Source organism: Kitasatospora sp. NPDC053057 (assembly GCF_044546945.1).
Lineage (GTDB): Bacteria > Actinomycetota > Actinomycetes > Streptomycetales > Streptomycetaceae > Kitasatospora.
Genome location: NZ_JBITZP010000006.1, coordinates 116,911 through 134,476 on the forward strand (window position 1 = coordinate 116,911; position 17,566 = coordinate 134,476).

Here is a 17,566-nt window from a genome sequence, read left to right on the forward strand (position 1 = left end):
CGCCCTCGCCCAGCAGGAGACCACCCAGCAGCGCGAGAACGCCGAGGCCTACGCCGACCGCGTCCGCACCGAGGCCGAACAGCACGCCACCGAGCTCGCCGAGCGCACCACCGCCGAGACGACCGAGCTGCGCGAGGGCGCGGACCGGTACGCCGCCGAGCAGCGCGCGGACGCCGACCGGTACGCGGCCGAGCAGCGCGAGGCGGCCGAGCAGGCCGCCACCGAACTGCGCGCCCTCGCCCAGCAGGAGACCACCCAGCAGCGCGAGAACGCCGAGGCCTACGCCGACCGCGTCCGCACCGAGGCCGAACAGCACGCCACCGAGCTGCGGGCCGAGGCCGAGCAGTACGCCACCGAGGTGCGCGCCGAGGCCGACGAGCTGCTGGAGCAGGCCGCGGACGCCGCCGAGCAGCGCCGGGCGGAGGCCGCCCAGGACGCCAAGGCGACCCGCGAGAAGGCCGCCGCCGAGCTGACGCTGGCCAACGAGCAGGCCGAGACCGTACGGGCCGAGGCCGGCCGGGAGCTGTCCGAGGCCCGCGCCACCGCCGACGGCATCCGCGCCGAGGCCACCGCCGTCCTGGAGCAGGCACGGGCCGACGGCGAGGACCTGGTCGCCGCGGCCAGGGCCGAGGGCGCCGAGCTGGTCGCCACGGCCGAGGAGGAGGCCGCCGAGGTCCGCCAGTCGGTGGCCGGCCTGCACGAGGCCGCCGCCGAGCAGATCGCCGCGCTGCGGGCCACCGCCGAACAGGACGCCGCGGACACCCGCGACCGGGCCGAGCAGGACGCGGCCGAGACCCGCGCCCTCGCCGAGCGCGAGACGACCGAGCAGCGCGAGCTCGCCGACCGGTACTCCGCCGAGGTGCGCGCCCTCGCCGACCGGGAGACCGCCGAGCAGCGCGAGGCGGCCGAGAAGTACAGCGCCGAGCAGCGCGAGGCCGCCGACGCGTACAGCGCCGACCTGCGCGCCCGGACCGAGGCCGAGACCACCGCCCTGCGCGAGCAGACCGAGCTGGAGCTCACCGCCGAGCGCGAGGCCGCCGAGGCCGAGCTCGGCCGTCAGCGCGCCGAGGCCCAGGCCTACGACGAGCAGCTGCGCGCCGACGCCGAGGCGGAGCTGCGCGCCGCCCAGGAGGCCGCCGAACAGCTGCGCGCGGACGCCGACGCCCAGGCCGCCCGTACGGTGGCCGACGCCGAGGCCCAGGCCGCCCGGACCGTCGCCGACGCCGAGGAGCTGGCCGCCAGGCTGCGCGCCGAGGCCGAGGAGTACGCCCTCGCCACCCGCACCCTGGCCGACGAGTACGACGCCGCCGCCCACACCCGCGCCGACGCCTACGACGCGGAGACCCGGGAGGCCGCCGAGCAGTTCGACAAGGCCACCCGGGAGCGGGCCAAGTCCGTCCTGGAGAAGGCCTTCGCGGACGCCGAGGCGCTCGGCGAGGACGCCCAGACCACCGCGCTGGCCACCACCGCCGCCGCCGAGGAGCAGGCGGACGCGATGGTCGCCGCCGCCCGCAAGGAGGCCGACCGGCTGGTCGCGGCCGGCGAGGCGGCCGGTCAGGCGGAGGTCGAGAAGGGCCGCTCCGACGCGGACGCCCTGCTCGCCGAGGCCCGCCGGGACGCCACCGCGATCCGCGAGCGCGCCGAGGAGCTGCGCGAGCGCACCGACGCCGAGGTGGAGGCGCTGCACGAGCGGGCCCGCAAGGAGAACGCGGCGGCCATGAAGTCGGCCGGCGAGCGGGTGGACGCGCTGGTGACGGCCGCTCAGGAGCAGCTGACGGAGGCCGAGGAGCAGGCGGTGGCCACCGTCGCCGAGGCCGAGGACCGGGCCGCCGCCCTGGTCGCAGCCGCCGAGGACCGGGCTTCCGAGCTCACCTCGGAGGCCTCCGCGGAGGCCAGCAAGGTCCGGCTGTCCGCAGTCCGCAAGGCGGAGGGCCTGCTCAAGGAGGCGGAGACCAAGCTCGCCAACTCCACCGACCGCGCCGAGTCGCTGATCGAGAAGGCCGAGGCCAAGCTGGCGTCGGCCGAGGCGGAGGCCGAGGAGCGGCTCGACAGCGCGGCCACGGAGGCGGAGAGGCGGCTGCACGACGCCGACCGCACCGCGGACGAGCAGATCGAGCTGGCGAAGGCGGAGGCCGAGCGGCTGATCGCCGAGGCGAAGGCCGAGGCCAAGCGGGTCACCGACGAGGGCCGGCGGGAGCTGGACGAGCTGGTGCGCCGCCGCAAGGACATCAACACCGAGATCTCCAGGGTCCAGGACGTGCTGTCGGCGCTGGAGGCGTTCGAGGCACCGTCACCGGCCGCCCAGGCCAACGGGGGAAGCAACACCAAGAAGGACGGGAGTGCCAAGGCCGGTGCCGGAGTTGGCTCTCCCCGGTCGGGTGGCAATCGCTCCAAGAACGCACCACCCGATTGAGCGGACATTGGCGGTCATTGTCCGTGAGAGAACGGCATTTCGCCGTCGACACTCCGGTACCGTGTCAGGATTCCCTCAACCACCTCAGCGGTTCGACGACAGGAAGCCCAGAGTCCCATGAGCGACAGTCATTCCCCTCACGGCTTCGACCTGGTGCGCCGTGGGTACGAGCGCGCCCAGGTCGACGAGCGGATCACCAAGCTGGTGGCCGACCGTGACAGTGCCTTGACCCGGATCAGTGCGCTGGAGAAGCGCATCGAGGAGCTCCACCTGGAGACCCAGACCGCTCAGGCGGCGGTCGCCGAGCAGGAGCCCTCCTACGCCGGTCTCGGCGCCCGGGTCGAGAAGATCCTGCGACTGGCCGAGGAGGAGGCCAAGGACCTGCGCGACGAGGCGCACCGCGCCTCCGAGCAGCACCGCGAGCTGGCTGAGGCCGCCGCCCAGCAGGTCCGCACCGAGGCCGAGAACTACGCCAAGGACCGCAAGGCCAAGGCGGAGGACGAGGGTCTGCGGATCGTCGACAAGGCGAAGAGCGACTCCGCCCAGCTGCGCGCCGAGGCCAACAAGGACGCCCAGAACAAGCGCGAGGAGGCGGACGCCCTCTTCGAGGAGACCCGCACCAAGGCCGCCCAGGCCGCGCTGGAGTTCGAGACCAACCTGGCCAAGCGCCGGGAGCAGTCCGAGCGCGACCTGGCCGCCCGTCAGGCCAAGGCCGAGAAGCGCCTCGCCGAGATCGAGCACCGGGCCGAGCAGCTGCGCCTGGAGGCCGAGAAGCTGCGCACCGATGCCGAGCGCCGGGCACGCCAGACCGTCGAGACGGCCCAGCGCCAGTCCGAGGACATCGTGGCGGACGCCAACGCCAAGGCGGACCGCATCCGCAGCGAGTCCGAGCGCGAGCTGGCGGCGCTGACCAACCGTCGCGACAGCATCAACGCCCAGCTGACCAACGTCCGCGAGATGCTGGCGACGCTGACCGGCGCGGCCGTGGCCGCCGCCTCGCTGCCGAACGACGACACCATGGGCGTGCCCGCCCAGCAGTCGCGCTGACGCAGTCGCGCTGACGCAGCCGCCGGCGCGGTCCTGCGACAGGCCCTCACCCTTCCGGGTGAGGGCCTGTCGGCCGTCTTCCCGTCACTACCTCGGGCCCACTTTCCTAACGGGGATAGGCCCCGTCGGGCCGCTGGTGCCCGCTGCTGAGCTGGTTGCCCTCGTCGTCCGAGACGGTGCCGAACCAGGAGGTGCACCAGACCGACACCGAGTCGGGCCAGTACTGCACCTCGAACGGGTGTCCGGACCCGTAGTCCCCGTACGAGGTGACGATGAAGGTCTCCCCCGGGCGCATCCAGTAGTCCTCGCCGAGCGGCTCCAGGGTCAGCTCCACCAGCCCCTCGCCACGGTTCGTCACCGGCATCCGGCCGGTCACCTCCAGGGCCGAGAAGTCCCAGCCCGCCGCGTCCGGGCTCATCCGGCGGCCACCCGCGCGAGCAGCCGGCGGACGGCGGCGTCGAACGCCCCCGGGGACTCCAGGGCGCTGAGGTGGCCCACGCCGGGGACGACGGTCAGCTCGGCGTCCGGGCAGGCCCGGACCATCCGTTCGGCCTCCTCCAGCGGCACCAGGGTGTCCTGGGCGCCCGCGACGACCGCGAGCGGCACCCGGAGCCCGGCCAGCACGTCCAGGGAGTCCGGACGGGCCGCCATGGCCCGCTGAGCCCAGGCGACGGCGGCCGGCGAGGCCGCGGCCACCATCGCCTGCACCCGCTCCACCAGGTGCTGGGAGTCCGGCCCGAGCTGCCCGGCCGCCACCCGCTCGTCCAGCAGCAGTTGGACGCTGTCCCGGGCGGTGACGGCGGCGGCGATCCGCTCCCGGTTGGTCCGGGCGGCGTCGGTGTCGGCGGTGGCCCGGGTGTTGGACAGCAGCAGGCCGGACAGCCGGTCCGGGTGGCGGCGGGCGAAGGCGAGTGCCACGTAGCCGCCCATCGAGAGCCCGCCGACCACCGCGCGGTCGATCCCGGCCGCGTCCAGGAGCAGCGCCAGGTCGTCGGCGACCGGGTCCAGTGAGGGCTCGTCCCCGCCCAGCTCGGTGCCTCCGAAACCCCGCTGGTCGGGGGCGAGCACCCGGACCTCGTCCCCGGTCAGTCCGGGCAGCGCGTCCAGCTGGGCGGACCACATCGAGGCGTTCAACGGAAAGGCGTGCAAGAGCACGAGAGGTGTTCCGGTACCGCTCTCGCGGACGGACACTGTGGAGGGGAGCTGACTCATGCAGCCACCGTATTCGGGTGGGCCCGGCAGGCCCACTCAGCGGGCCACCCTATCCGCTTTGTCCTAACCTGACAGAGAGTAAGGGAGCGCCAATGATCGAGTTGCACGACCTGACAAAACGTTATGGCAGAACGCTCGCGGTGGACCGACTCGGTTTCACGGTCCCCCAGGGGGTGGTGACCGGCTTCCTCGGCCCCAACGGCGCGGGCAAGTCCACCACCATGCGCATGATCCTCGACCTGGACCGCCCGACCGGCGGAAGGGTCACCATCGACGGCAAGCGCTACGGGCAGCTCAGCGAGCCGCTCAGGAAGATCGGCGCCCTGCTGGAGGCCAAGGCCGTCCACCCCGGCCGCACCGCCCGTGACCACCTGCTCTGGCTCGCCCAGAGCAACCGGCTCCCCCAACGCCGGGTGGACGAGGTGCTCGCCCTGGTCGGCCTCACCCCGGTCGCCCGCAAGCGGGCCCGCGGCTTCTCGCTCGGCATGGGCCAGCGCCTGGGCATCGCCTCGGCACTGCTCGGCGACCCGGAGATCGTCATGTTCGACGAGCCGGTCAACGGCCTGGACCCGGAGGGCATCCTCTGGATCCGCAACCTGATGAAGCGTCTCGCCGGCGAGGGCCGGACGGTCTTCGTCTCCTCCCACCTGATGAGCGAGATGGCCGTCACCGCCGACCACCTGGTGGTCATCGGCAAGGGCCGGCTGCTCGCCGACCTGCCGATGCCGGAGTTCATCCGGCGCAACTCCCGCTCCGCCGTACGGCTGCGCAGCCCGCAGCCCGAGCGCCTGCTCGACGTCCTGGCCGGGGCCGGCCTGCGGCACGAGCCGGGGCCGGACGGCTCCTACGAGGTGGTCGACGGCGACCTCGCGGACCTCGGCGAGCTGGCCGCCTCGCACGGCGTGGTGCTGCACGAACTCAGCCCGCAGCAGGCCTCGTTGGAGGAGGCGTTCATGCAGATGACGGCGGACTCGGTGGAGTACCACGCCGGCGACGGCCCGGGCCGGGACGCGGCCGGGGCGCCCGGCGAGTGGGGCGCGGGCTGGAAGGCGGACGGCGACCGGCCGACCGCGGCGGTGCGGCAGGAGGAGAACTGAGATGACGTCCTTCCCGGCGATCCTGCGCTCCGAGTGGACGAAGATCCGCAGCGTCCGCTCCACCGTCTGGACCCTGGCGCTGGCCTTCGTGGTCACCGTGGGCATCGGCGCGCTGCTGTCCCTGCTCACCAACAACAACTTCACCGAGTTCCGGCGCCACGACCAGAGCCCGTTCGACGCCACCGGCACGGCCTTCTCCGGCATCATGCTCGGCGAGCTGGCCATCATCGTCTTCGGCGTGCTGGCGGTCGGCAACGAGTACAGCAGCGGCATGATCCGGGTCACCCTGGCCGCCGTCCCCCAGCGCGGCACCCTGCTCGCCGGCAAGGCGATGGTGCTCGGCGCGCTGGCCCTCGCGGTCTCGCTGGTGACCGCCTTCGTCACCTTCTTCGTCGGCCAGGCGCTGCTGGGCTCGCACTCCACCACCCTGAGCGAGCCGAACGTGCTGCGCGCGGTGCTCGGCGCCGCGCTGTACCTGACGATGATCTGCCTGTTCTCGGCCGGCGTCACCGCCATGCTGCACAACCAGACCCTCGCGCTGGGCGTGCTGGTGCCGTTCTTCTTCCTGCTCTCGCCGATCCTCTCGGCGGTGCCGAAGGTCAAGACCCTGGCCCACTACTTCCCCGACTACGCCGGCTCGCGGGTGCTGCTGGTGTACGAGCAGAACGGCCAGCCGTACGGACCGTGGGCAGGCTTCGCCATCTGCCTGGCCTGGACCGCGGCGGCCCTGGTCGGCGGCGCACTGGTGCTCAAGAGCCGCGACGCCTGAGGGAGTTCGGGCAGCCGGGAGTCAGTACCGCGGAGCGCCGCGGCCTCGCAGGATGTTGGAGGCCCGGCGCTCCCGCGCTCCCCAGCACGCCCGGTGCCAGTGCCGCCGGTCGTCCACCCCGCCGCCGTGCACCGGCCAGGCCACCACGTGGCCCACCCCGGGCGGGATCTCCTGGTCGCAGCCCGGGCAGCGGTAGAACCGCCCCGAGGTGCCCGCGACCGTCTGCACCACCCAGTCGTCGCCCTGGTAGTTCTCGGTACGGCGCAGCGATCCGCCGAGCGGGGAGACGGCCGGCTCGGCGCTCTCGCGGGTGGCGGCGCTCTTGATCCGGTTGCGGCGGGGCACGTCGGACTGCCTCTCTTCCGGGGGCTCGAAGTCGTTCCAGCCTACGGGTGTCGATCCCTCTCCCGGGCCCCTATCACGGCTTCGGCCGACCGTCCGACGTTTTTGCCGAGATCCACCCGATCATCGGGGAAATTCGGGGTTCAGCGTGCCATTGGCACATGACATCGGATACCCACGAGGGGACAGGCGGGGCCCGCAGACCCTGCGTGCACCCGAGGAGGCCCCCAGGATGACCAAGACCAGCCCCCGCGCCGAGACCCGTCGGCCCGTCGGCGTACGCCCGCCCGCCCCCGGCCCGACGCTGACCTCCGTCCCGCCGCTGACCGCCGTCGCGGGCGAGCCGCTGACCGCCGCACAGCGCACCGGCGCACTGCCGCCGGACACCGCGCCGGTACGGGTCGGCGCCTTCCTGCTGTCCGCCCAGTTCCCCGGGCAGAGCCACGGCGAGGCGCTGGAGCGCACCGTCCGAGCCTCCGTCGAGGCCGAACGCGCGGGCCTGGACAGCGTCTGGCTGGCCGAGCACCACTTCGTCCCGTACGGGGTCTGCCCGAACGCCGCGACCCTCGCGGCGCTGCTGCTCGGCCGCACCCGCCGGATCGGCATCGGAACGGCCGTCAGCGTGCTCTCCACCAGCCACCCGGTGGCGCTCGGCGAGCAGGCCGCACTGCTGCACCTCACCTCCGGCGGGCGCTTCACGCTCGGAGTGGGCCGCGGCGGGCCGTGGATCGACCTGGACGTGTTCGGCAGCGGCGTGGACGCCTTCGAGAACGGCTTCCCGGAGCGGCTCGACCTGCTGCTGCGCTGGCTGCGCGGCTCCCGGGTGGGCGCGGACGGCCCGCAGTTCTCCTTCCCCGAGGTGCCGGTGGTGCCGCAGGCCACCGAATCGCTGCGCCGCCCGGGCCTGAGCAGCTGGCTCGGTCTGGACGACCCGTCCGGCCCGGTGCGCTTCCCGCGCCAGCGCCAGGACACCGAGGGCCTGGGCGAGGAACTCACCACCGCCGGACGGCCGGTGGCCGGCCCGCCGGTGGTGGTCGCCTGCACCTCCCCGGGCGGGGTGAAGCTGGCCGCCGAACGCGGCCTGCCGATGCTGCTCGGCATGCACTCCGGCGACGACGACAAGCTGCGGATGCTGGAGCTCTACCGCACCGCCTGGCTGGCCGCCGGGCGCGGCGAGGAGCAGCTGCGCCGGGTGACCCGCCAGCACGTCGCGGCCGGGGTGGCCCAAGTGGACGACCGCACCTCGGCCGCCCGGGCCACCCTGCTGAACGCGATGCCCGGCTGGTTCGAGTACGGGCTGGGTGCCCACCGCACCGTGGACGGCCGCGAGCGCAAGATGCGCGACCCGCACCAGTACACCGAACTCCTCTGCGACCTGCACGCGGTGGGCACCCCGAAGCAGTGCGCCGACCGGCTGCTGGCCACCGCCGAGCGCACCGGCATCCGGCGGTTCGCCCTGCTCGCGGAGGGCAGCGGCGACCGCGAGGCGACCCTGAACAACATCGCCCGGCTGGGCTCCGAGGTGCTGCCGCAGCTGAGTTGACGCCGCAGCTGAGTCGAGGGGGCGCCCCGGTCCCGGGCCGCCACCCCTCCCCCCGCGCACCGGGGGACGGGGCGGCCGGAACCGGCCGGGTCAGCAGTCCCGCAGCTCCTCGGACTGGTTGAGCAGCTGCTCCCGGACGGAGGTGAAGCGGTCGTACCGTGCCTCGTTGGCCGTCGACGGCAGGAACACCGCCACCCGGTGACAGTTCTGGAACGCCAGCCGGACCCCGAAGTGGCGCTGCAGGGCGCCCCGGATGGCATCGCTGGCCAGGGCGCGCAGCAGCTGGCCGCGGGCCTGCTCGCTGGGCGGCGGCACCTGGTTGTCGGCGAAGTCGGTGCCGTCGACCTTCGCCTGGGCGACCAACGAGCTGATCAGGTCCCAGGCGTACGGCAACGAGACGCGGACGCAGTCGACGAATTCCCGCTCGTCGACCTCGCCCCGCTCGGCCTTTTCCAGCAGGGCCGGTGAGACGTCGAGCGACATGGATTCTCCTCTCGCGGTCCACCCGCGCGGCGCCCGGGTGGTCATGCGTAGTCCAAGCTCACAGTGGGCGAAATCGCAGGTGATGTCCGGAACACCGTGGGACGGGGAGTTTCCGGCACCTTTGCGAAGGCGGCGGCGCCACGGGACGTGACGTCCTGAACACCGACCGCGTCAGAACAGCGTGGCAGTCAACGGCGGGGCAGGCTGGTCATTCCTAGGGATTGCTCCGGAAATAAGCCGTGGTACACCAGATTGGCCTGATCCCGTTGGATCGTTCATCTGAAGTCTCCATCCCCGTTGACAGCGACCCCGCATCCGTACCGTCACACACCGTAGCGGCCCGAGGGGGGCGTACGCCAGAGCGCGGGGGAGCGGCGGCGGGCCCGCCGAACCTCCATGTTCGCGGGGTTCGCGCTTTCTTCACCCGGTCGTCTCGGAATCGCATCAACTGGCCCCGGTGGGCTAGCGTGGTCGACCGTGCGTCTCGTAATTGCCCGCTGCTCAGTCGACTATGCCGGTCGGCTCTCCGCCCATCTGCCCTCCGCCACCAGGCTGATCCTGGTCAAGGCCGACGGCAGCGTCAGCATCCACGCCGACGACCGCGCCTACAAGCCGCTCAACTGGATGTCCCCGCCGTGCGTCCTCAAGGAGGCCGACGGGGTCTGGACGGTGGAGAACAAGGCCGGCGAGAAGCTCATCATCACGCTGGAGGAGGTGCTGCACGACTCCTCCCACGAACTCGGGGTGGACCCGGGCCTGATCAAGGACGGCGTCGAGGCGCACCTCCAGGAGCTGCTCGCGGACCGGATGGAGGTGCTCGGCGCCGGCTGGTCGCTGATCCGCCGCGAGTACCCGACCGCGATCGGCCCGGTCGACATCCTCTGCCGCGACTCCGACGGTGCCACGGTCGCCGTCGAGATCAAGCGCCGCGGCGAGATCGACGGTGTCGAACAGCTGACCCGCTACCTCGAACTCCTCAACCGGGACCCGCTGTTGGCCCCGGTCAAGGGCGTCTTCGCCGCGCAGGAGATCAAGCCCCAGGCCCGCGTGCTGGCCACCGACCGGGGCATCGGCTGCGTGGTCCTGGACTACGACGAGCTGCGCGGCATCGACGACGACAAGCTCAAGCTGTTCTGACCGGTCAGGTCTTCGCCGGAGGAGTCGTCGGCGCCGCGGAGGTGCTCGTCGGTGACGGGGTCGGTGGCGTCGCGGTCGGCGTGCTCGGGGAGATCGTCGGGGACGCCGAACCATGGCTCGGCACCGACGGCTGCGAGGTCTGTGGCCCTGGCTGCTGAGGCTGCGGCTGTCCCGGTGCGGGCTGCTGCGGCTGTTCCGGAGCGGGCTGCCCCGGCTGCGGGGTCTGCGACCCGGTGGCCCCCGGCGAGGAGCTCGGCCGCTTCGACGGCGAGGCGCTCGGCGAGCGCGACGCGCTGCCGCTCGCCGAGGGCCCCGGGCTGGTGGTCTCCGTCCCCGCCGGGCCGCCCGGCTCGGTGCCGCCGGTCCCGGCCGTGCCCGGGCTGTTGTCGGCGGACGGCTTCGGCATCGGCGCGTTGCCGGTGTCGCCGACCTCGTCCAGCCGCCCGTGCGGGTCGTTCCCCTTGTGCTCGTCCGGCCCGGTGATGTTCATCGCCACCGCCGTCCCGAGCACCCCGAAGGTGAGCACGGCCGCCGAGGCCACCACCACCCGGCGCCGCTTCCCGGCGCGGGCCTTCAGCCCGGCCGGCACCCGAGCGGCGATCTTGCGGATCACCGGCCCCCGGCCCGGCGCCGCCGCGGCGGGCGCGGCGGTCGGCAGCTGCCGGCCGTCGGCGCGCAGCAGGTCGACCATCCGGCGCGCGGCGGCGACCCCGCGCTGCTCCCCGGCGGTGGACCGCAGGGTGAGCGCGGTCTCCAGTTCGGCGAGCGCCCGCGAGGGCTGCTGGAGGCAGATCGCGTGCACGCCCGCCTCGTGGTGGAACCAGGCCTGGTCGACCGTCGAGCCGGTCCGCCGGGCCGCCTCCAGGCCCAGCTCCAGCACCCGCTCCCAGGCGCCCCAGCGCAGCGACAGCGCCAGTGCGGGCGCCGCCGCCCGGGCCAGTCGGATCACCGCCTCGTGCCGCCCGGCCGTCCGGTCGGCGAGCAGCACCCCGATCAGCACCTCGGCCTCGGCGGCGATCTGCGCCAGCGACACCGAGCTGTGCCCGACCCACCAGGCGAAGTGCTGGGCGGCGCCGTCGACGCAGCCGCGGGCCGGCCAGTGCGGGGCGAGCAGTTCGAGTGCGCCGGCGGTGAGCCGGTGGTGCCCGCCGATGGACACCGCGAGCCCGGCGTCGGCGAGTTCGGCCAGTGCGCTCTCGCCCTGGCCGACGTCGATCAGCGCGGGCAGGTGCGGCGCGGTGGGGCACTCGCCGCCGAGTGCGACGGCCAGCCGCAGCACGGCCTGCGCGGGCTCGCTGAGCCCCTCGGCGAGCCGGACCGCGGGCGAGGCCGTCTCGGCGACGGAGGGCAGCGGTACGGTGCGCCGCAGCGCGTCCTCCCGGATCGCCGGGTCGGGGTCGCGGACGGGCTCGTCGACCGCGCCGAAGACGTCCCGCCGGTCCTCCTCGGCGGCGACCAGCGCGTCCACCGAGACGTCCCGCTGGCGCAGCAGCGCGGCGGCCTGGACGAAGCGCAGCGGCAGCCCCTCGGACTCGAACCAGAGGTCGACCGCCCAGGCCTTCTCTGCGACGTCCAGGGGCCGCCCGGCCAGCCGGGCGGTGAGGGCGAGGCAGGCGGCCCGGGACAGCCCGGGGACGAGGTGGTCCCGCAGCCGGGAGTCGGCCGGTAGCGGCGGGCTGTCGGGGGCGACCGAGATCAGGAAGGCGCAGCCGGGGGCGGCGGCGAGCAGCTCCTCCAGCTCGGCGCCGGTCGGCTCGGCCTCGTCGATCACGACGATCGCGCCGACCCCGGCGAGGTGGCCGGCCAATTGCCCCGGGTCGGGCCGGAAGCCGGGGGCGTGGTGGGTGGCCGCGAAGAGGTCCTGGAGCAGGTCGGCGGCGGTGCGGCGGTGTCCGCAGAGCTGGACGACGCCGCCGGGGGCGAGGTCGGCGGCGGCCTCGGCGACGGCGGACAGCAGGGTGCTGCGGCCGGAGCCGGCCTGGCCGACCAGGCGTATCGAGCGGCGCTCGGCGAGCAGGCCGAGCAGTTCGGCGATGTCGGCCTCGCGGTCGAGCAGCGGCAGGTCGGTGGGCCCGGCGCCGAGGGCGAGCGGGCCGACGGCGCGGCCGACGCCGCCGACCGGGCCGCGGGCGGGCTCGCTGCGTTCGATCCGGCGCGGGCGGGGCCGCCACTCCTCCGGGCAGGGCCTGGCCTCGGAGCCGTCCGGGGCGCCGACGCCGACCAGCAGGCCGCCGGAGACCAGTTCGCCGCCGCGGGTGCGGGCGGCCTCCTGCCGGAACTCCCCGGATGGCTGTGCCACGTTCTGCTCCGCATCGTGGTCGGCCGCCGGCGCCCCGCGCCGGCCGGCACACGTTCGGTCGCGGCCGCGGGCGGGCTGTGGGCAGCCGGCCCCGGGCGGCCGTCATCTGACGGGCAGACTCTCGCACATCCGGGCCCGCCCGTGCAGCGCGGTCCCGGTGCGGGGAAGGTGAAGGCCGAAACGGCCCAGGCGAGGGGCCTGGCGGGCGCTCGGGCCCGGGAGTCCTAGATGACGTGCGCTTCGGCGATGCCGCCGTCGACGGCCAGGATGCGGTGCAGCTTGGTGGCCACCAGCAGCCGCTGGAGCTGCGCGGGGACGGAGCGCAGCACGAGCCGGCGGCCGATCCGGCCGGCCCGCCGGTGGGTGCCCATGATCACGCCGAGGCCGGTGGCGTCCCAGAACTCCAGTCGGGCGAGGTCGAGCACGAGGTCACCGAGACCGCCGTCCACGGCCCGGTGCAGCTGGGCCCGGGCGTCGGCGGCGGTGCGCACGTCGAGGCGGCCTTCGATGGCCAGCGCCGTGTGGTCGCCGGTGATGCGCATGCTCTCCTCCTTCGCCTGGGCGGCCTGGTCGGGGGTGGGTCCGGCCCCGGCCGGGCCGGGCCGGGAGGCGGGGTGGCCCCCGGATCGGGTGGATCGGGGTGGGCGGCCCGGGCGGAACGCCTGTGACGGCACGGCTCGCGCCCGGTCCCGGTCGCACTGCCGGGCTCCCTCATCTGACGGTGGAGCAGCGCCGCAGGTTGCTGGTTTCCGCCCTGTTCTGAAGCAACTTCACTCGTCCGAGGGAATATACGCAGGAACTCTCCACACCTATGCTCGATTACCGCCCAAATCACCCGTCTGCGGCACCCAGCGTGAGGAAACTCACCCGCCCCGGCGCAGCGGGCCGTACGACGCCCCGGTCGCACGGCCCACCAGGTCGTTCAGCCCCGACGGCTCACTTGCCCTCGTACGGGTAGAAGCCGCGGCCGCTCTTGCGGCCGAGGTCGCCGGCGGTGACCATCCGGGCCATGATCTCCGGGGCGGCGAACTTCTCGTCCTGGGTCTCGGTGTAGATGTTGCGGGCGGCGTGCAGCAGGATGTCCACGCCGGTGAGGTCGGCGGTCTGCAGCGGGCCCATCGCGTGGCCGAAGCCGAGGCGGCAGGCGGTGTCGATGTCCTCGGCGGTCGCCACGCCCGACTCGTACAGGCGGGCGGCCTCGACGACCAGCGCGGTGATCAGGCGGGTGGTGATGAAGCCGGCCACGTCGCGGTTGACCACCACGACCTCCTTGCCGACGCCCTCGGCGTAGGCGCGGGCGGCGGCCAGCGTCTCGTCGCTGGTCTTGTAGCCGCGGACCAGCTCGACCAGCTTCATCATCGGGACCGGCGAGAAGAAGTGGACGCCGACGACCGACTCGGGGCGCCGGGTGACGGCGGCGATCCGGGTGATCGGGATGGCGGAGGTGTTGGAGGCCAGCACGGCGCCGTCCTTGGCGAGCTTGTCCAGCTCGCGGAAGACGCCCTCCTTGACCTCCAGGTTCTCGAACACGGCCTCGACCACGATGTCGGCCTCGGCGACGGCGCCCAGGTCGGTGGTGGTGGTGATCCGGCCCAGCGCGGCCTCGGCGTCCTCGGCGCTCAGCTTGCCCTTGGAGACGAACTTCTCGTACGAGGCGCGGATGCCCGCGAGGCCGCGCTGCAGCGCCTCCTCGGTCACGTCCCGCAGCACCACCGGGTGGCCGGCCTGCGCGGACACCTGGGCGATGCCGGCGCCCATCAGGCCGGCACCGATCACGGCGATCTGCTTGCTGGACGCATTGCTCATGGCTGGGTCTCCCGATGCCGTCGCCGCCCTGCGGGCGGGCCCTGAAGGCGGCTCAGGGCAGGGATCACCGCCAGAAGCCGCATCGCTCGATTTCTCCCGCCTCGCTGGCGCTCGGCGGTCGCTCTCGCGAAGCTCACAGTGTCAATTCGTTCGCTCGCTCCGCTCGCTCACGCGGACTCTAATGCCCAAATCCCCCGTGCAATAGCAATCGGGAGTGTGATCTGCAACCGACGTGGTCAGCTGATCAGGATGCTGGTCAGATGGTCAGTCCGAGGTCCTGGGCCAGGATCGCCGCCTGCACCCGGCTGCGCAGCCGCAGCTTCGCCAGGATCCGGCTGACGTGGGTCTTCGTGGTCGCCTCCGCCATCTCCAGCCGGGCCGCGATCTCCCCGTTGGACATCCCGGCCCCGACGCAGGCCAGCACCTCCCGCTCGCGCCCGGTCAGCCCCGCGACCGCCGCCCGGGCCTCCGGGCCGACCGGCCGTTCCGGGCGGGCGAAGGCGCCGATCAGCCGCCTGGTCACCGAGGGCGCCAGCATGCCGTCGCCGCGCGCAACCGTCCGGATGCCCTCGACCAGGGTGTCCGCCTCCAGGTCCTTGAGCAGGAACCCGGCCGCACCGGCCCGCAGCGCGCCGTAGACGTACTCGTCCAGGTCGAAGGTGGTCAGCACGAGCACCTGGGCGGCCCCGGCGGCGACCACCTGCCGGGTCGCCGAGACGCCGTCCAACCGGGGCATCTGCACGTCCATCAGCACCACGTCGGGCCGCAGCTCCAGCGCCAGCCGGACGGCCTCCTCCCCGTCCGCGGCCTGCCCGACCACCTCGAACTCGGGCTCGGCGCGCAGGATCATCACCAGCGCGGCCCGCACCGCCGCCTGGTCCTCGGCCACCAGCACCCGGATCGTCATGCCCGTCCTCCCTCGCTCTCCCGGCCGCGCGGCAGCACCGCGCGCACGCTCCAGTACCCGTCCCGCGGCCCGGCCTCGAAGCTGCCGCCGAGCAGCCCGGCCCGCTCCGACATGCCCACCAGCCCGGCCCGGGCGCCGGGCAGTTCGCGGCCCGGCTCGCCGCGGTACGGGCTGTCGACGCCGATCCACAGCTCCTCGGGGCCGAACTCCAGCCGCACCGCGACCAGTCCGGGCCCGGCGTGCTTGAGCGCGTTGGTCAGCGACTCCTGCACGATCCGGTACGCGGCCAGCCCGACCGGCACCGGGACGGCACCGTGCTCCCCCAGCTCGGTCAACTCGAACTCCAGCCCGACGTCCTGCCCGGCCGCCCGGGCCTTGGCCAACAGGGCGTCCACCGCGGCCAGGTCGGGCGCCGCGTACGACTCATCGGCCTCTCCGCCGCCGCTGTCCCGAAGCAGTCCGATCATGCGACGCATTTCGGCCAATCCCTGGACGCTGTTCTCCCGGATCACCGCCAGCACCTCGACCAGCGGATCGTCCGCGGCCAACTCCCGCCGCCGGGCGACCGACTGCGCGCCGGTGGCGTGGATCGCGATCGCCGACAGGTGGTTGGCCACCACGTCGTGCAACTCCCGTGCCATCCGGGCCCGTTCGGCGCCGACCGCCTCGCGCCGGTCCATCTCCGAGAGCAGCGCGGTCTGTTCGGCCCGCAGCCGCTCGCTCTCCGCCTCCTGCCGGTGCTTGCGCACCAACTCGCCGGTCCACACCGGCGCCAGGAACACCAGCGAGCTGACCACCACGATCAGCAGTCCCGCGGACGTCCCGGCCACGTACCAGACCAGGCTGGAGAGCACCAGCACGGTCGACCCGCCGGTCAGGTGCAGCACCCGCGACATCCGGCTGCCGCCGTAGAGCACCGCCGCGTACAGCAGGTCGGTGTACATGATCGTCGTCGCCAGCAGGCTCCCCGCGAACACGCTCCCCGCGAACGCCAGCCCACCCAGCGACACCGCGAGCACCGGCCGGGTGCGCCGGACCAGCTCCAGCCCGGCCATCGCCAGCAGCGGCAGCACCACCGCCCAGAGCGGCACCCGCCCGGCCCGGTCGTAGACCCTGAAGACGATCAGCACCGACCCGCCGAGCAGCCCGCTCAGGGCGATCAGCCGGTCCAGTTGGCGCGGGGGGAGGGAGGGTGCGAGCACGCCCCCATCTCACCATCCCCGGCGGCCCGCCCGGCTCCGGTCCACGGAGGAGTCCGCTACATCGAAAGGCGCAGGCCAGGACGGCACCGCACGACGACGACACCGGCACGCCCGCACACGAGGCTGGAAGCACAGCCGAACGACCGGGAGCAGAACGTGATCGTCACCCTCATCGTCGCGGCCGAGATCTCCTGGTGGATCGTGCTCGGCCTCGCCCTCTCCGCCCGTTACCTGCTGCGGTGGCGCCGCACCAGCACCGCGCTGCTGGTCGGCCTGCCGGTGGTGGACCTGGTGCTGTACACACTCACCGTGCTCAACCTGCGCGGCGGCGCCGAGGCGAACTGGATGCACGCGCTGGCCGCGAGCTACGCCGGGTTCTCGGTCGGCTACGGCCCCTCGCTGGTGGCCTGGGCTGACAGGCACTTCCTGCACCGCTTCGCCGGCGGCCCCAAGCCCCCGCCCTCCCCCAAGTACGGCCCGGAGCGCACCGCCCACGAGTGGCAGATCGCCATGCGGACGGTCGTGTCGGCCGTGATCACCCTGACCCTGATCACCCTGCTCGTCCCGCTCTCCGCGGGCTCCGCGCACTTCGGCACCTTCGTCCAGTGGTACTGGAAGCTGGGCATCGCGGCCGTGGTCAACGTGATCGTGGCCGGCTGCTACTCGATCTGGCCCAAGGAGCCGCCGGCCGACGCCGCCGTGGTGGACGACCGGATCGACGAGAAGTCCGGCCGCTAGCGGTTCTCCCCCGGCACCCAGAGCACGTCACCGCGCTCCTTGTTGGCCACCCGGGCCAGGATGAACAGCAGGTCGGACAGCCGGTTGAGGTACTTCGCGGTCAGCGGGTTGACGGTGTCCCCGTGCTCGGCGATCGCCGCCCAGGTGGAGCGCTCGGCCCGCCGCACCACCGTGCAGGCCAGGTGCAGGTTGGCCGCGCCGGGCGTGCCACCGGGCAGGATGAAGCTGCGCAGCTTCTCCACCTGCTCCAGGTAATGGTCGCAGTCCCCCTCCAGCCGGTCGATGTAGGACTGCAGCACCCGCAGCGGCGGGTATTTCGGGTCCTCGACCACGGGCGTGGACAGGTCGGCGCCGACGTCGAACAGGTCGTTCTGGACCCGGACGAGCACGGCCGCCACGTCCTCGGGCAGCGCTCCGACCGCGAGGGCCACCCCGATGGCCGCGTTCGCCTCGTTGGCGTCGGCGTACGCCATCAGCCGAGGGTCGGTCTTGGTGGTCCGGCTCATGTCGCCGAGCGCGGTGCTGCCGTCGTCCCCGGTACGGGTGTAGATGCGCGTCAGATTGACCATGC

The 17,566-nt window shown here is 73.7% G+C and carries 16 protein-coding genes and 1 pseudogene; 7 read left to right on the forward strand and 10 right to left on the reverse strand.

The features are described 5' to 3' along the window. Together ACIG5E_RS09410 and ACIG5E_RS09415 are read left to right on the forward strand one after the other, a co-directional pair. A pseudogene (locus tag ACIG5E_RS09410) lies at positions 1–2,413 on the forward strand (hypothetical protein); the annotation flags it as partial. A 117-nt stretch (positions 2,414–2,530) separates the two neighbouring features. Then, a complete protein-coding gene (locus ACIG5E_RS09415) occupies positions 2,531–3,460 on the forward strand; it encodes a cellulose-binding protein (RefSeq protein WP_188306039.1) in 930 nt (309 codons plus the stop codon). 106 nt (positions 3,461–3,566) lie between these two features. Here ACIG5E_RS09415 and ACIG5E_RS09420 read toward each other — a convergent pair whose 3' ends face one another. Both ACIG5E_RS09420 and ACIG5E_RS09425 read right to left on the reverse strand, forming a co-directional pair. Further along, a complete protein-coding gene (locus ACIG5E_RS09420; RefSeq protein WP_380452942.1) occupies positions 3,567–3,878 on the reverse strand; it encodes a hypothetical protein in 312 nt (103 codons plus the stop codon). Continuing rightward, on the reverse strand, positions 3,875–4,672 hold the full coding sequence (locus ACIG5E_RS09425; protein WP_396532625.1) for an alpha/beta fold hydrolase: 798 nt from the start codon (positions 4,670–4,672) through the stop codon (positions 3,875–3,877). Before ACIG5E_RS09425 ends, ACIG5E_RS09420 begins: the two co-directional genes overlap by 4 nt. A 92-nt stretch (positions 4,673–4,764) precedes the next feature. Here ACIG5E_RS09425 and ACIG5E_RS09430 point away from each other — a divergent pair, with 92 nt between their 5' ends. Then, complete coding sequence (locus tag ACIG5E_RS09430) at positions 4,765–5,769, forward strand: ABC transporter ATP-binding protein (RefSeq protein WP_396532626.1); 1,005 nt, start codon at positions 4,765–4,767, stop codon at positions 5,767–5,769. 1 nt (position 5,770) lies between these two features. Beyond that, on the forward strand, positions 5,771–6,538 hold the full coding sequence (locus ACIG5E_RS09435) for an ABC transporter permease subunit (protein WP_396532627.1): 768 nt from the start codon (positions 5,771–5,773) through the stop codon (positions 6,536–6,538). A 21-nt stretch (positions 6,539–6,559) separates the two neighbouring features. Here the strand turns inward: ACIG5E_RS09435 and ACIG5E_RS09440 are convergent, their stop codons facing one another. Next, positions 6,560–6,883 (reverse strand): ATP/GTP-binding protein, encoded by a 324-nt coding sequence (locus tag ACIG5E_RS09440; protein WP_396532628.1) that lies wholly within the window; start codon positions 6,881–6,883, stop codon positions 6,560–6,562. 229 nt (positions 6,884–7,112) lie between these two features. Between ACIG5E_RS09440 and ACIG5E_RS09445 the strand changes: the two genes are divergently transcribed. Beyond that, on the forward strand, positions 7,113–8,423 hold the full coding sequence (locus ACIG5E_RS09445; RefSeq protein ID WP_396532629.1) for an LLM class flavin-dependent oxidoreductase: 1,311 nt from the start codon (positions 7,113–7,115) through the stop codon (positions 8,421–8,423). A 90-nt stretch (positions 8,424–8,513) separates the two neighbouring features. Here the strand turns inward: ACIG5E_RS09445 and ACIG5E_RS09450 are convergent, their stop codons facing one another. After that, positions 8,514–8,906 (reverse strand): SCO5389 family protein, encoded by a 393-nt coding sequence (locus ACIG5E_RS09450; protein ID WP_396532631.1) that lies wholly within the window; start codon positions 8,904–8,906, stop codon positions 8,514–8,516. Positions 8,907–9,383: 477 nt separating this feature from the next. Here ACIG5E_RS09450 and nucS point away from each other — a divergent pair, with 477 nt between their 5' ends. Further along, positions 9,384–10,043, forward strand: a complete 660-nt coding sequence (nucS, locus tag ACIG5E_RS09455) for an endonuclease NucS (RefSeq protein ID WP_355252708.1) — start codon at positions 9,384–9,386, stop codon at positions 10,041–10,043. A gap of 4 nt (positions 10,044–10,047) precedes the next feature. Here nucS and ACIG5E_RS09460 read toward each other — a convergent pair whose 3' ends face one another. The 5 genes from ACIG5E_RS09460 to ACIG5E_RS09480 all read right to left on the reverse strand — a co-directional run bounded on the left by ACIG5E_RS09460 (position 10,048) and on the right by ACIG5E_RS09480 (position 16,257). Next, a complete protein-coding gene (locus tag ACIG5E_RS09460) occupies positions 10,048–12,342 on the reverse strand; it encodes an ATP-binding protein (protein WP_396532632.1) in 2,295 nt (764 codons plus the stop codon). Between the two features lie 224 nt (positions 12,343–12,566). Next, on the reverse strand, positions 12,567–12,884 hold the full coding sequence (locus ACIG5E_RS09465) for an STAS domain-containing protein (protein WP_396532633.1): 318 nt from the start codon (positions 12,882–12,884) through the stop codon (positions 12,567–12,569). A 394-nt stretch (positions 12,885–13,278) separates the two neighbouring features. Further along, a complete protein-coding gene (locus tag ACIG5E_RS09470) occupies positions 13,279–14,148 on the reverse strand; it encodes a 3-hydroxyacyl-CoA dehydrogenase family protein (protein WP_396532634.1) in 870 nt (289 codons plus the stop codon). Positions 14,149–14,404: 256 nt separating this feature from the next. Next, positions 14,405–15,055: a response regulator gene (locus tag ACIG5E_RS09475; RefSeq protein ID WP_396532636.1), complete on the reverse strand. Its 651-nt coding sequence runs from the start codon at positions 15,053–15,055 to the stop codon at positions 14,405–14,407. Further along, positions 15,052–16,257, reverse strand: coding sequence for a sensor histidine kinase (locus ACIG5E_RS09480; protein ID WP_396532638.1), 1,206 nt, complete (start codon positions 16,255–16,257; stop codon positions 15,052–15,054). The genes ACIG5E_RS09475 and ACIG5E_RS09480 overlap by 4 nt, the downstream gene beginning before the upstream one ends. A gap of 156 nt (positions 16,258–16,413) precedes the next feature. On the opposite strand from ACIG5E_RS09480, the gene ACIG5E_RS09485 reads away from it, so the two are divergent. Then, the gene (locus tag ACIG5E_RS09485; protein ID WP_396532639.1) at positions 16,414–16,995 is read left to right on the forward strand and encodes a hypothetical protein; all 582 of its coding nucleotides are present in this window, start codon (positions 16,414–16,416) and stop codon (positions 16,993–16,995) included. Here ACIG5E_RS09485 and ACIG5E_RS09490 read toward each other — a convergent pair. After that, the gene (locus tag ACIG5E_RS09490) at positions 16,992–17,564 is read right to left on the reverse strand and encodes a cob(I)yrinic acid a,c-diamide adenosyltransferase (protein WP_396532640.1); all 573 of its coding nucleotides are present in this window, start codon (positions 17,562–17,564) and stop codon (positions 16,992–16,994) included. The genes ACIG5E_RS09485 and ACIG5E_RS09490 overlap by 4 nt on opposite strands. Positions 17,565–17,566 lie beyond the last annotated feature (2 nt).

What these genes read in the sequence shown, in the direction of transcription:
- ACIG5E_RS09415 (WP_188306039.1), top strand. Translation starts at nt 2,531, where the DNA reads ATGAGCGACAGTCATTCCCCTCACGGCTTCGACCTGGTGCGCCGTGGG.
- ACIG5E_RS09470 (WP_396532634.1), bottom strand. Translation starts at nt 14,148, where the DNA reads ATGAGCAATGCGTCCAGCAAGCAGATCGCCGTGATCGGTGCCGGCCTG.
- ACIG5E_RS09445 (WP_396532629.1), top strand. Translation starts at nt 7,113, where the DNA reads ATGACCAAGACCAGCCCCCGCGCCGAGACCCGTCGGCCCGTCGGCGTA.
- ACIG5E_RS09435 (WP_396532627.1), top strand. Translation starts at nt 5,771, where the DNA reads ATGACGTCCTTCCCGGCGATCCTGCGCTCCGAGTGGACGAAGATCCGC.
- ACIG5E_RS09475 (WP_396532636.1), bottom strand. Translation starts at nt 15,055, where the DNA reads ATGACGATCCGGGTGCTGGTGGCCGAGGACCAGGCGGCGGTGCGGGCC.
- ACIG5E_RS09450 (WP_396532631.1), bottom strand. Translation starts at nt 8,906, where the DNA reads ATGTCGCTCGACGTCTCACCGGCCCTGCTGGAAAAGGCCGAGCGGGGC.
- ACIG5E_RS09425 (WP_396532625.1), bottom strand. Translation starts at nt 4,672, where the DNA reads ATGAGTCAGCTCCCCTCCACAGTGTCCGTCCGCGAGAGCGGTACCGGA.
- ACIG5E_RS09430 (WP_396532626.1), top strand. Translation starts at nt 4,765, where the DNA reads ATGATCGAGTTGCACGACCTGACAAAACGTTATGGCAGAACGCTCGCG.
- ACIG5E_RS09490 (WP_396532640.1), bottom strand. Translation starts at nt 17,564, where the DNA reads ATGGTCAATCTGACGCGCATCTACACCCGTACCGGGGACGACGGCAGC.
- ACIG5E_RS09465 (WP_396532633.1), bottom strand. Translation starts at nt 12,884, where the DNA reads ATGCGCATCACCGGCGACCACACGGCGCTGGCCATCGAAGGCCGCCTC.
- ACIG5E_RS09420 (WP_380452942.1), bottom strand. Translation starts at nt 3,878, where the DNA reads ATGAGCCCGGACGCGGCGGGCTGGGACTTCTCGGCCCTGGAGGTGACC.